The following is a 12844-nucleotide window of genomic DNA, read 5'->3' as shown; positions in this document are numbered from 1 at the left end:
AGCTGCCATGTCTATCGCACTGAAACAACCGGACGCGGCCGTGTACCGCGCAACCATCCCCGCCGGCGAGCCGTGGCTGATGGAGGTCAAGGCCGGGCAGACCCTGCGCATCCTCGACCTGGAGGGCAACCAGGCCGTCGACACTTTGTTCTACAGCGTGAAAAACCCGCGTGAACGCTACGACGTGCAGCGCACGTTGCGCCGGCAAAACAGCGTGTACCTGGGCACCGGCAGCGTGCTGTATTCCAACCTCGGCCAGCCGATGCTGACCATCGTTGATGACACCTGCGGGCGCCACGACACCCTCGGCGGCGCCTGCGCCCAAGAGAGCAACACCGTGCGCTACGCCCTGGAAAAACGCTACATGCACAGCTGCCGCGACAACTACCTGCGCGCCTGTGCCCACGACGGCCGCCTGGGCAAAGGCGACATCGGGCCGAACATCAATTTCTTCATGAATGTGCCGGTGACGGCCGACGGCGGGCTGACCTTCGAAGACGGCATTTCCGCCCCCGGCAAGTACGTCGACCTGCGCGCCGAGATGGATGTGATCGTGCTGATCTCCAACTGCCCGCAGTTGAACAACCCATGCAACGCCTACAACCCCACCCCTGCGGAGCTGCTGGTATGGAACTGAAACTCAAGCGCCTGCGCCATTGGTTATTTGCCCTGTGCCAGTCCCGAGCCGGGCAGTGCCTGCAAAAGCGCTAGAGATCCAATGTGGGAGGGAACTTGCCCTCGCTCCTACAGGCATTGGGCTTGCCCCCGATAGCGGTGGTCCAGTAATGCCCCCTCCCACACTAACCACACACACTGCGGACGACCGCAGTGCTCCCCCACTTTGCGGGACGGCCCGCAGGGTTTTGCCATGTTCGAAAAACTGTTGATCGCCAACCGTGGCGCCATCGCCTGCCGCATCCTGCGCACCTTGCGCGAGCTGCAGGTCAAGGGCATCGCCGTGTACGCCGAGGCCGATGCGGCGAGCCTGCATATCCAGCAAGCCGACGAGGCCTACAGCCTCGGTGAAGGCGCGGCGGCCAGTACGTATCTGGCGGTGGAAAAAATCCTCGCCACCGCCAAGGCCTGTGGGGCCAAGGCGATCCATCCCGGCTACGGCTTCCTGTCGGAGAACGCAGCGTTTGCCGAAGCCTGTGAAAACGCCGGCATCGCCTTTGTCGGGCCGACACCGCAACAACTTCGGGTCTTCGGCCTCAAACACACCGCCCGCGCCTTGGCCAGGCAGCACAAGATCCCACTGCTGGAAGGCACCGAACTGCTCGACAGCCTCGCCTCTGCGTTGCTGGCCGCCGACGCCGTGGGCTATCCGGTGATGCTCAAAAGCACCGCCGGGGGCGGCGGTATCGGCATGCGCGTGTGCCGCAGCGCAGAGGAATTGAGTGACTCCTTCGAGGCGGTCAAACGCCTGGGGCAGAACAATTTCAGCGATGCCGGCGTGTTTATCGAGAAGTACATCGAGCACGCACGCCACCTGGAAGTGCAGGTGTTCGGCGACGGCGCCGGTGAAGTGATCGCCCTCGGCGTGCGCGACTGCTCGGTGCAACGGCGCAACCAGAAAGTCCTCGAAGAAACCCCGGCGCCGAACCTGCCCGACGGCATGGCCGAGGCCCTGTGCGCGGCCGCCATCACCCTGGCCAAGGCCGTGAATTACCGCAGCGCCGGCACCGTGGAATTTATCTATGACAGTGCGGACGGGCGCTTCTACTTCCTCGAAGTGAACACGCGCTTGCAGGTGGAACACGGCGTCACCGAGCAGGTATGGGACGTGGACCTGGTGCGCTGGATGGTGCAACTGGCGGCCGGGGAAATGCCGCCGCTGAACACACTCGAGTTAACCCCCCAGGGCCACGCGATCCAGGCGCGCCTGTATGCCGAAGACCCGGGCCGGGATTTCCAGCCGAGCCCCGGCTTGCTGACCCGTGTGGATTTCCCGCGGGCCGAGGGTCTGCGGATCGACACCTGGGTGGAAGCCGGCTGCGAGATCCCGCCGTACTTCGATCCGATGATCGCCAAGCTCATCACGTGGGCGCCCACCCGCGAACAGGCGCGCCTGGCTCTGCATCAGGCGTTGAGCGACAGCCAGTTATACGGCGTGGAAACCAACCGCGATTACCTGCGCCAAATCCTGCTGGCCCCGCCCTTCGCCAATGGCCGGCCGTGGACGCGATGCCTGGAAGACCTGGTCTACGTGGCCGACACGTTTGAAGTCGTCAGCGCGGGCACGCAAACCAGTGTGCAGGACTATCCCGGCCGCCTCGGCTACTGGGCCGTGGGTGTGCCGCCGTCAGGGCCGATGGACAGCCGCGCGCTGCGCCTGGGCAATCGCCTGCTGGGCAACGACGAGGGGGCTGCGGCGCTGGAAATCACCATGAGCGGGCCGCTGCTGCGCTTCAATTGCGCGGCGGTGGTCGCAGTGACCGGTGCTGAAATCCCGTTGCGGTTAAATGATCGAGCCGTGCCAATGAACACCGCGTTGCTGATTGAGGCCGGGTCGATCCTGAGCCTGGGCACCCTCGCCGGCGCCGGGGCACGCAGCTACCTGTGCCTGCGTGGCGGGCTGCAAGTGCCGGACTACCTGGGCAGCAAAAGCACCTTCACCCTCGGCCAGTTTGGCGGGCATGGGGGTCGCGCCTTGCGGGCGGGCGATGTGTTGCATCTGTTGCCGTTGGAAGACCTGAACGCCGGGCAACAATTAGTCGCCGAACCGCTGCCGGAGGTCCGCACACTGCGGGTGATTTACGGCCCCCACGGCGCGCCGGAATACTTCCTGCCGGCGTACATCGACACCTTCTTCGCCACGCAGTGGGAAGTGCATTTCAACTCCAGCCGCACCGGTGTCCGGCTGATCGGGCCGAAGCCTCTTTGGGCACGCACGGATGGCGGTGAAGCAGGGCTGCATCCGTCGAATATCCATGACAACCCCTATGCCATCGGCGCGGTGGATTTCACCGGGGACATGCCGGTGATCCTGGGGCCGGACGGGCCAAGCCTGGGCGGGTTTGTGTGCCCGGTGACGGTGATCGAGGCGGATCTTTGGCAGCTCGGCCAGCTCAAGGCCGGTGACAAGATTCGCTTTGATCCCGTGGACCTCAAGACCGCCCGCGACCTTGCCCTGAACTGGGATCAAAGGGATGCCGAAACCCTGTGGGAGCAGAGCTTGCTCGCGATGGGCTCAACTCGGTCCGCCGCCAGCATCGAGCAATTGGCATCCCCCATCATCCTGGACATCGGCCAAGCCGACACCCGCCTGGTCGCGCGCCTCGCTGGCGACACCCACCTGCTGCTGGAAATCGGCGCGCCGGAGCTGGACCTGGTGCTGCGCTTTCGCGCCCATGCCCTGATGCAGGCCCTCGAAACCCGAGCATTGAAGGGCGTGATCGACCTGACGCCCGGCATCCGCTCGCTACAGATCCACTATCAACCCGAGCAACTGCCCCTGGCCGACCTGCTGGCACTGATCACCCACGAGTGGACCGCCGTGTGCACCCGCCAAAACCTGCAAGTGCCCTCGCGCATCGTGCACCTGCCGCTGTCCTGGGACGACCCGGCGTGCCAGCTGGCCATCGAAAAATACATGACCACTGTGCGCAAGGACGCCCCGTGGTGCCCGAGCAACCTGGAGTTCATCCGGCGCATCAACGACCTGGCCAACCTCGATGAAGTGCGCCACACGGTGTTCGACGCCAGCTACCTGGTGATGGGCCTGGGCGACGTCTACCTCGGCGCGCCGGTGGCCACGCCGCTGGACCCGCGTCATCGCCTGGTGACCACTAAATACAACCCGGCCCGCACCTGGACCGCCGAGAACTCGGTGGGCATCGGCGGCGCGTATTTGTGCGTGTACGGCATGGAAGGGCCCGGCGGTTATCAGTTTGTCGGGCGCACCTTGCAGATGTGGAACCGCTATCGCGAAGTCGCGGCGTTTGATGGAAAACCCTGGCTGCTGCGCTTCTTCGATCAGATTCGGTTCTATCCCGTGAGCGCGGATGAACTGGTGCGGATTCGTCGGGATTTTCCCCTGGGACGCTTCGAGCTGGATATCGAAGAGAGCACCCTGAACCTGGCGGATTACCAGGCATTTCTTGCGCGGGAAGCCTCGGGGATCGGTGCTTTTCGTGAACAACAGCAACAGGCGTTCAACGCCGAGCGTGAGCGCTGGATCGTCAGCGGCCAGGCACATTTCGACAGCGAAGAACTCGCGGCGCCAGCGGGGCAAGACACGCCGCTTACGGCCAATGAATACAGCATCGACAGCCATATCGCCGGCAATCTCTGGCAGGTACAGGTAAGCGTGGGCGCGCGGGTTGCGGCCGGTGATGTGCTGGTGATTCTGGAGTCGATGAAAATGGAGATCCCGGTGCTGGCGCCGTTTGCCGGGGTGGTGCGGGAAATCCCGGTGCGACCGGGCAGCGGGATTGGCGCAGGCCAGCGGGTCGTGGTGCTGGAACGGGACTGACCGGCGCTGTATCGTGCAGGGACTTCCGAGGCCCTGCCCCCACCGACCATGACCACGCCAACCCTTTGCCCCGCCTGCGGTGCCCGCAACGATTGCACCCTGGCCGACCCACGCACCGCCGACCAGCCGTGCTGGTGCTACAGCGTCACCATCGACCCGGCGGTGCTTGAAGCGCTGCCCGATGCATTGCGCAACACGGCCTGCCTGTGCCCGCGCTGTGCTCAGGTGGATGAGCAGCTTCGCAATGCGCGTTGACCGTTTCCTCAGCAACCTGCCGCGTTTCAATCGCCAGCAAGTGCGTGTGTTGCTGGTCGAGCGGCGGGTGACGGTGGATGGCGTGGCAGTCAGTGACCCTCATCATGAAGTGCGCGAATTCAGCCGCGTGTGTGTTGACGATGACGTGTTGCAGGCAGGCAAAGCGGCGCGCTATTTCATGCTGCACAAACCTCAGGGCTGCGTCAGCGCCACCTCGGACCCGCAACACCCGACTGTCTTGGACCTGCTGGATGAGCCGGACAAAGGCGAGCTGCATATCGCCGGTCGCCTGGATTTCAACACCACCGGCCTGATGCTGATCACCAACGACGGCCAGTGGTCGCGGCGCCTGACGCAACCGCAGACCAAGCTGCCCAAGGTCTATCGGGTGGAGACCGAGCAGGACATCGGCCCCGCATACGCGGCAACCTTTGCGGCGGGCCTGTATTTCGCGTTTGAAGACCTGACGACGCAACCGGCCGAGCTGGAGCTGTTGGGGCCACGCCTGGCACGATTGAGCATCATCGAAGGCCGCTATCACCAGGTAAAGCGCATGTTCGGACACTTCAACAACAAAGTGATCGGCCTGCACCGTGAGCGAATGGGCCCATTGGGATTGGATGCGGCTCTGGCGCCGGGCGAGTACCGGGCGCTGTCCGAGGAAGAAATCCGACAAGTCTGACGACCGTTCGGCCGGTGATGGCAAAAACCCATTTCTGCAACTTGCGACATCCCCGGTCTACTGCTTGAATCAAACCGTCAGCCAAATTATGACTGACGAGTCGCCTATAACCTCCAAGAAACACCTTGCCCCGCCCGCGCTTGATCTACGGGCCTCCCAGGCAAACAGCCCGCCATAACAACACCCGTCGGCCAGCCGTCATCGGACCGACATGGGCCCTCATCTTCCAGGCGTATGCCTACCTGTCATAAAGCTCGTGCAGAGTGATCTGCGCGCCCTACCCGCTTGCCAGGAGTCTTACGACATGAGGCCAGAAATCGCTGTGTTGGATATACAGGGTCAGTATCGGGTTTACACGGAGTTCTATCGCGCGGATGCTGCTGAAAAGACCATCATCCTGGTCAACGGCTCGATGGCCACCACGGCCTCCTTCGCCCAAACCGTGAAAAGCCTGTACCCGCAATTCAATGTGGTTTTGTACGACCAGCCCTACGCCGGTCGCTCCAAAATCCATAACCGTCATGAGCAAATGCTGACGAAGGAAGTCGAAGGCCAGATTCTCCTGGAACTTATCGACCACTTCGCCGCCGAGCACGTGCTGTCCTTCTCCTGGGGCGGCGCCGCCACCCTGGTGGCCCTCGCCCAGCGGCCACGCCGTGTGGAAAAGGCCGTGATCAGCTCATTCTCGCCGGTGATCAACGCACCGATGCGTGACTACCTCGAACGTGGCGTCGATTACCTCGGCAACCTCGACCGCGACCGCGTCGGCCACCTGATCAACAGCACCATCGGCAAACACCTGCCGTCGCTGTTCAAGCGATTCAACTACAAGCATGTGAGCAGCCTGGCCGAGCACGAATACGGGCAGATGCATTTTCACATCAGCCAGGTACTGCACAACGACCGCCTGTGCTACCTCAACGCCGCGCGGCAGATCGACGTGCCGGTGCTGTTTTTGAACGGCGAATGGGACGAGTACACCAGCGCCGAAGATGCCAGGCAGTTCGGGCAGTACGTGGCGAAGAGCAGCTTCAGCACCATCCAGGCGACGGGGCATTTCCTGGATATGGAGCACAAGGCGGCGTGCCGGGATAGCCGTGAGGCGGTGGTGGGCTTTTTGAAACCGGAACGGCAGGTCAGCCGATTGCGTTATCACCAGGGCCAGACACAGCATGCCTTTGCCATCTGAAATACCGTGTAGGAGCGAGGGGGACGCCTAGTTCTTGCTCGCGAAGATCGCCAACGATGACGTGCGCGCCCTGGTTGAACGCGGCGCTCTTGAATTCTTCGCGAGCAAGCTCGCTCCTACATCGGCTCCGTTCGTCGCCAGGGCAAGTGCCTGCAACTCGCACATTTTTCGAAGAAAAACTTCAAATCCCGGCGCACATCTGGTACAAAGTCAGCCGCTCTGAGCGGGTGTCGTATAATGGCATTACTCCAGCTTCCCAAGCTGGTAACGAGGGTTCTTAATCGACCCTTGCCCTGGGTGCGTAAATAGCTTGACCAAGCGGGTATAGTTTAGTGGCAAAACGAAAGCTTCCCAAGCTTTAGTTGAGGGTTCGATTCCCTCTACCCGCTCCAATCAGCAGCAGCAATTCCGGCCCTTCTAGCCAATCTCGCTGCAACCGCCAAGCAAATCAAAACCAGTTCGCACCTCCCCCTCCCTCGTTGCCACCACAAGCCGAAAGACACGTGCGTAATCGATCCTGCGTTCTGTAACAGTTGGATAACCCAAAGCCCGCTAGCGGCGATAGGCAACAGAACCAGAATCCCTCTCTGCGGCCGGAGCGATAATGATCGGATGTCTAGGGTACAGAACGTAGGAAAGCGCTGAGTAACCGACGCAAGCGGAGCGCGCAGGCTGGCACAGCCGAGGGCGTGAAGGATGGACGCCCGCAAGGGCCGAGATACGGAGGGACGCGGGAACTCGATTCACGCCAGCCTGCCCGCGCACAGCGGCTCGCCAACTGAAGTAAGTCAGTTAGTCAGATCTTGCGGCCCGACTAAGTAGCGCCCCCGTCGTGCGGAGAACACAACGTGCAAAGCAACTGCCCTCCTACAAGACTGCCAAAAGCCCCAAACCTCTCACAAGTTCTGGTATCTATTCAGCCGGGCTTTTGCTGCGAACGGAGCTCATTCCACGTAGCGGAGCCACAGATACGTCCGACCGGAAATCGCCTGTGCGACTGCAGAAATACGTGTTTGTAGGTCTTCATCGCTAGTGTTGATTTGCGTCGCAAGCGATCAGGCTTCGCTTGTAAGATAGCTTTGGACTTGGTTGACTACATCTCGAGCTGTGCGGGTTACTCCGATCAATGTAGCGGAGGCAAGCCCCGTCCAATCGCCGTAGCCCACCAGCCACAGATTTGGTGAAGCAACACTCCGGTTTTCATTCACGGCGACTTTACCGTCATCGTCAACGATACCCAGGTTGCCCAGGTGGTCGAGCGCGGGAGAAAATCCAGTACACCAGATGACGGCATCAATCTTCGACTCGGCCCCCGATGGCCACACAACACCCGTTGAGGTGAAGTGCGTGAATGGCCGTACCGCGTTCAGCACGCCGCGTTCGCGAGCTTCCTTTACCGGTGGCACCATCACAATGTCTCCCAGTCCTCCAACGGGCTGCTGAGGCTCCGTCCCATCTTGTTGCGCCCTCAATCTAGCAGTGGCCCGCTCGAACAGGACGCGGCCATCGACCTCATCTTGAAGATACTTTGGCGCTTGCTGAGTCACCCAAGTTGCGTGAGCCACCTTCGAAACTTCGGCGTAAATCTGGGCACCTGAGTTACCACCGCCAACGACCAGCACTGTCTTCCCCTCGAACTCACGCGGCCCAACATAATGGGCGGAATGGATCTGCTGCCCCTCGAAAAGCTCCTGTCGTGGGTAGGTTGGAATAACCGGACTGCTCCACGTGCCTGTTGCACTGATGACTGATTTGGCATCCCAGTAAGTATCCCCAGAGAAAACGCGCAACCCGCCTTCGATGTTTTCGACACGGGTCACCCGCGTGGAGCGGACAATGGGAAAGTCATATCTGCGCTCATACTGAGTCAGATAGTCGACCACATCGTCCCTCCCAGGAGTACTTTCGGAGACAGCTGGCATAGGCCAGCCGGCGATGGAGCTCCAAGCAGACGGCGAGAATAGTCGGAGAGAATCCCATCCATGCCGCCAGGCTCCTCCCGGTGCAGACTCGGCGTCGAGTAATACGTAGGAAAGGCCTGTACGCCTCAAAAAATAGGCGACGGTGAGCGCGGATTGGCCACCGCCAATGACCACGACATCAAATTTCGAATTTTGATTCACCACCATTCCTCCAGGCCAATCTGCTTCACATCGCTTTAAACCCTGCGGCCACTCTTATCAATGACGACTTGTCCGTCTTCTTTGACAAAGCTGCCGCGCTGCTCTTGCGGCAGAAGGTCGAGGACGGCCTCTGAAGGACGACACAAGCGTGTCCCCAAGGGCGTCACGACAATGGGGCGATTAATCAGGATGGGGTAAGTCATCATGGCATCGATGAGTTGGTCATCCGTAAGTGACGTATCGCCCAGTCCCAGCTCCTCGTAAGGCGTGCCTTTGATACGAAGGAGGGCACGTACCTCGATACCCATATCCTTGATCAACCTGACAAGCGTGGTGCGGTCAGGTGGGGTCTGCAGGTACTCGATAACAGTCGGCTCTTCTCCGCTGTTGCGGATCAGTTCCAAGGTGTTGCGAGAGGTGCCACATTGCGGGTTGTGATAGATCGTGATCTGACTCATAGGGTTTCCTCGCGGTGACGTTAAATGGAGCGCTGGTTGACGCGATTGGACAGCTCTTCAGCGGACTCTTTACGCTCGGAGTAGCGATCAACCAAGTAGTCCTGGCGATCCCGCAACAGCAGCGTGAACTTCATTAGCTCTTCCATCACGTCCACCAGTCGGTCGTAGTACGAAGACGGCTTCATACGACCTACCTCGTCGAACTCGGTGAACGCCTTGGCCACCGAAGATTGGTTTGGGATGGTGAACATGCGCATCCACCGACCCAATACGCGCAGCTGATTGACCACGTTGAAAGATTGCGAGCCGCCGCAGACCTGCATTACTGCAAGGGTCTTTCCTTGCGTAGGTCGAACAGCCCCAATCGCCAGCGGAACCCAGTCGATCTGGGCCTTGAAAACGGCGCTCATGGAGCCGTGGCGCTCAGGAGAGCACCACACCTGTCCTTCAGACCATTGCATGAGTTCGCGCAACTCCACGACCTTGGCATGTGTATCCGGAGCATCGTCCGGCAGCGGCAAACCCGAGGGATCGAAGATTTTGGTTTCGGCGCCAAACTCCTCCAACAAGCGGGCTGCTTCCTGAGTCACCAAACGGCTGAAAGAGCGCTCTCGCGTCGATCCGTACAAAAGCAGAATTCGAGGCTTATGGAGTGACGGTGTACGCGGCTCCAATTGCTCCAAGGAGGGAACGTCGATCAGGTCGGCGTGTACGTTCGGCAATGTGTCTTGCATGAAAACTCCTACAGGTGCGCCTAGCTGGCACAACCTCGATTGTTCCTCAAAGCGAACCGATATGGCTCAGTTCGGCCCTGAGGGTTAGTGCTGATGGTTTTCAGCTGCAGCGATTGCGGCAATCAGCATCTGAATAACCCGCTTTGGAAGTGAATCAACTGCACTCGGCCTGATTGATGGGACGTTCGTTCATGCCACACAGGCGCTTGGTCTCGACTTCCAACCACTGTTGATTGGCATCGCCTACGTCTTTTAAAACTGCCGCCACCCAGCTAGGCAAATCGGGATGCAGTCGGTAGTACACCCACTGACCCTGGCGACGATCCATCAGCAAACCGGCTGAACGGAGCAGCGCCAAGTGACGAGAAATTTTGGGTTGGTTCAACTCAAGAGCCGCTGTCAGTTCGCAAACACATAACTCACCTTCACTCACGACGAGCAGCGTTATTTTGATCCGTGTGTCGTCAGCCAGACACTTGAATAGCGTGGAGGGGTTCATAGGCTCGGTCATAGACTTCCAAAGTTGGCAGCGCAGACGAAAAGCACTTTGATAGCAAGGCTGATGGTTGATCTCGGAACATATGGATAACCGAATATACGGCTTGGCGAATATTCGGTAAAGCGAATATGGTGGTTGCGTCTCTCTGCTAGGCCGCCATAGTCTGATCACGGGGTATCAAGGAGTTGAGGAGATGGAGAGTGAAATGATGATCCAGGCAACGAAAATTGCCGGAGGCCAATGGCAGCGTTTTCGCACTGCATTGAAATCCGCCGATCTTCCCGTAGACGATATTGACCTTCCAGGCCGAACCTTTTTTGAGTTCACAAGGGACGGTAGGAGTGTCGGATGGGGAGGATTTGAAACGCATGGAACAGATGGACTGCTGCGCTCCATGGTCGTAGAGCCGGCATACAGATCGAAAGGGGTTGGGGTTGCAGTGCTTCGAGTCATTGAAGCAATAGCTGCCGAGCAGGGAATCGCTCGATTTCATTTGCTGACAACGACTGCGTCAGGCTTTTTTGAACTGCAGGGCTATGCAGTAAATCAACGAGGTTCCGCGCCGCCTCTGATTTCTCAGACGGAGCAGTTCAGGGGGCTTTGCCCTGGCTCGGCTTGCTACATGTGCAAGGCGTTAACTGGGCGGCGAGAAGATAGCTGATCACCGTGTTGATGGCTTTTAGCCTCGATGCCGTCTAGGTTACGCGTTCCGTGTCCCACCCGGCACCTTTGTTCATCCATGCTGGGTCATGACCTGAACATCAGTTATCTCTTGTTCAGCGTTCCGGGTGACGAGCATGCTTTTCAACCTGTGCGAACCCTAAATCATGTCAACGAACTCAGTGCTGCGACCTTCGTCAGGCAAGCGAATAGTAAGGTGATACCAGTGAGTTCTGAGCACTCGTGACACGCTATGCCAATGCGCAAGGCCTTCACCAAAAATGCCAGGAACGCCGATTAGGTCTGAGTCTTGTGTTCTGAACATCAGACGCCTCAGTTTTTATGGGGCGATTTGGCAGGCCGGTTGGTAATTCAAACTAGTAAGTACCTCGTCCAATACGCACAACATCGACGCTTCCGATGGTTGCGTAGGCAATGCCCGAAATTTCAATATCCCTCTTGCACTCAAAAACATGTACAAATAATAAATTATGTACAAGTATCAGGCCCAAGCATTGGCATCGCGCCTCGCACGCTCAAGGAGCCTGGTCATGACGCGTCTATGGGTTTCACTATTGCTGGCATTGAGTGTGAGCAGTTGCGCGAACGTGGGTGTCAACCACTACGCCGACCAGCAACCGAAACTGGACCTGGAGCGCTTCTTCAGTAAACCCGTGAAAGCCTGGGGCATCTTCCAGAAGCGTTCGGGGGAAGTGGCCAAGCGCTTTGAGGTCGATATTGCCAGCCGGCGCGAGGGCAACGCGTTGATTCTGGACGAGCGTTTCTTGTACAGCGATGGCACGCGCCAGCAACGGGTGTGGACACTGACGCCGGACGGCCCAGGGCGCTGGCGCGGACGAGCCGGGGATGTGGTGGGCGAGGCGATCGGCGAAGTGGCGGGTAATGCGCTGCGTTGGCGCTACCGGCTCAATCTGCCGGTGGATGGCTCGGTGTACGAAGTCAGCTTTGACGATTGGATGTACCTGATGGACGAGGACACCTTGATCAACCGCTCGAGCATGTCCAAGTTCGGTGTCGAGTGGGGTCAGGTCACGCTGTTCTTTCGTCGCCAATGAGTCCGAGCGAGGGTCAATCATGAATATGCAAATGCTGGCCGAGCTGGCCGGGAAAGGCGAAATACGTGAGCTGGAGTTGCTGTCCCTGGAGGGCGGTTTCTATATCGCTCGCGTCAGGCTGGAGCACGTCGAGGCAACGTTACTGGACGATCACGGCAAGCCGCTGCGCATCGGGTCCACCACGCATTTACGCGACCTGTTGCAACGGGTTCCGCCGTTTCCTTGCGTACTGGTGCAACACTGCGTTCACGATGAAATGTGCGGCACGCGTGAAGGGCCTATCGGTGCGTTGCGCATTCCGTTTTCGCTGGCGGCGACACTGTAAATTCTGGCTCCCCTCCCCCGTGGTATGGGCGGCCTGGGAAGGCAAGCCGTTTACACCGTACGGATGGCCTACGCGACTCGGTCCACACGGTCCTGAACAGCCTCGACCAGCAGCAGGCCCAGTTCAATCATCTGCTGAATGGCCAGGGCCAGATAGCGCTGTTGAGAGGGCAGGCTTTCGACGAACTCGTGGGTCATGGCACCTGCACCGGCGATGGTTTCGTAGGCGTTGGCGAGCAGCGCTTGAGTGTCGATTTCGGGACGGACGCTGAACAGTTTTACGGATGGATTGCATGAGTCAGTACACATCTGTTGATCCTCGTTAGGGACCGCATACCAGAGCTACTAAACAATGGGTGGCGGCTGTACG

The 12844-nt window shown here is 59.6% G+C and carries 13 protein-coding genes and 1 tRNA gene; 9 read left to right on the top strand and 5 right to left on the bottom strand.

The features are described from left to right. Window positions 1-7: 7 nt before the first annotated feature. The 6 genes from M2397_RS04165 to M2397_RS04140 all read left to right on the top strand — a co-directional run bounded on the left by M2397_RS04165 (window position 8) and on the right by M2397_RS04140 (window position 6992). Window positions 8-637: an urea amidolyase associated protein UAAP2 gene (locus M2397_RS04165; protein ID WP_074844417.1), complete on the top strand. Its 630-nt coding sequence runs from the start codon at window positions 8-10 to the stop codon at window positions 635-637. A gap of 231 nt (window positions 638-868) precedes the next feature. Beyond that, window positions 869-4474, top strand: coding sequence for an urea carboxylase (gene uca, locus M2397_RS04160; protein WP_259242336.1), 3606 nt, complete (start codon window positions 869-871; stop codon window positions 4472-4474). Between the two features lie 48 nt (window positions 4475-4522). Next, window positions 4523-4729 carry a cysteine-rich CWC family protein gene (locus tag M2397_RS04155; RefSeq protein WP_065938870.1) on the top strand — a complete coding sequence of 69 codons (207 nt, stop codon included), beginning with the start codon at window positions 4523-4525 and terminating at the stop codon, window positions 4727-4729. Further along, on the top strand, window positions 4719-5411 hold the full coding sequence (locus tag M2397_RS04150) for a 16S rRNA pseudouridine(516) synthase (RefSeq protein ID WP_131697134.1): 693 nt from the start codon (window positions 4719-4721) through the stop codon (window positions 5409-5411). Before M2397_RS04155 ends, M2397_RS04150 begins: the two co-directional genes overlap by 11 nt. 304 nt (window positions 5412-5715) lie before the next feature. After that, window positions 5716-6600 carry an alpha/beta fold hydrolase gene (locus tag M2397_RS04145; RefSeq protein ID WP_259242335.1) on the top strand — a complete coding sequence of 295 codons (885 nt, stop codon included), beginning with the start codon at window positions 5716-5718 and terminating at the stop codon, window positions 6598-6600. Between the two features lie 318 nt (window positions 6601-6918). Continuing rightward, a tRNA-Gly gene (locus M2397_RS04140) sits at window positions 6919-6992 on the top strand. Window positions 6993-7655: 663 nt separating this feature from the next. On the opposite strand, the gene M2397_RS04135 is transcribed toward M2397_RS04140, so the two are convergent. The 4 genes from M2397_RS04135 to M2397_RS04120 all read right to left on the bottom strand — a co-directional run bounded on the left by M2397_RS04135 (window position 7656) and on the right by M2397_RS04120 (window position 10426). Then, window positions 7656-8729 (bottom strand): ArsO family NAD(P)H-dependent flavin-containing monooxygenase, encoded by a 1074-nt coding sequence (locus M2397_RS04135; RefSeq protein WP_259242334.1) that lies wholly within the window; start codon window positions 8727-8729, stop codon window positions 7656-7658. Between the two features lie 29 nt (window positions 8730-8758). Continuing rightward, window positions 8759-9181, bottom strand: coding sequence for an arsenate reductase (glutaredoxin) (arsC, locus tag M2397_RS04130; RefSeq protein WP_184744372.1), 423 nt, complete (start codon window positions 9179-9181; stop codon window positions 8759-8761). 20 nt (window positions 9182-9201) lie between these two features. Beyond that, window positions 9202-9915 carry an arsenical resistance protein ArsH gene (gene arsH / locus M2397_RS04125; protein WP_184744374.1) on the bottom strand — a complete coding sequence of 238 codons (714 nt, stop codon included), beginning with the start codon at window positions 9913-9915 and terminating at the stop codon, window positions 9202-9204. A 154-nt stretch (window positions 9916-10069) separates the two neighbouring features. Next, on the bottom strand, window positions 10070-10426 hold the full coding sequence (locus tag M2397_RS04120; RefSeq protein ID WP_259242333.1) for a metalloregulator ArsR/SmtB family transcription factor: 357 nt from the start codon (window positions 10424-10426) through the stop codon (window positions 10070-10072). A gap of 181 nt (window positions 10427-10607) precedes the next feature. Here M2397_RS04120 and arsN2 point away from each other — a divergent pair, with 181 nt between their 5' ends. From arsN2 to M2397_RS04105, 3 genes are all read left to right on the top strand, one after another. Beyond that, window positions 10608-11075 carry an arsenic resistance N-acetyltransferase ArsN2 gene (gene arsN2 / locus M2397_RS04115; protein ID WP_184744378.1) on the top strand — a complete coding sequence of 156 codons (468 nt, stop codon included), beginning with the start codon at window positions 10608-10610 and terminating at the stop codon, window positions 11073-11075. A 550-nt stretch (window positions 11076-11625) separates the two neighbouring features. Next, window positions 11626-12150, top strand: coding sequence for a DUF3833 domain-containing protein (locus M2397_RS04110; protein ID WP_184744380.1), 525 nt, complete (start codon window positions 11626-11628; stop codon window positions 12148-12150). Window positions 12151-12169: 19 nt separating this feature from the next. After that, window positions 12170-12475 carry a DUF6482 family protein gene (locus M2397_RS04105; RefSeq protein ID WP_131697138.1) on the top strand — a complete coding sequence of 102 codons (306 nt, stop codon included), beginning with the start codon at window positions 12170-12172 and terminating at the stop codon, window positions 12473-12475. A gap of 68 nt (window positions 12476-12543) precedes the next feature. Here the strand turns inward: M2397_RS04105 and M2397_RS04100 are convergent, their stop codons facing one another. Then, window positions 12544-12783: a DUF6124 family protein gene (locus M2397_RS04100; protein WP_145334920.1), complete on the bottom strand. Its 240-nt coding sequence runs from the start codon at window positions 12781-12783 to the stop codon at window positions 12544-12546. Window positions 12784-12844: the final 61 nt, after the last annotated feature.

It is taken from the genome of Pseudomonas sp. BIGb0381 (assembly GCF_024809815.1).
Lineage (GTDB): Bacteria > Pseudomonadota > Gammaproteobacteria > Pseudomonadales > Pseudomonadaceae > Aquipseudomonas.
The sequence above is the reverse complement of the archived record's forward strand: the minus strand, read 5'-3'. Positions and strand labels throughout refer to the sequence as shown.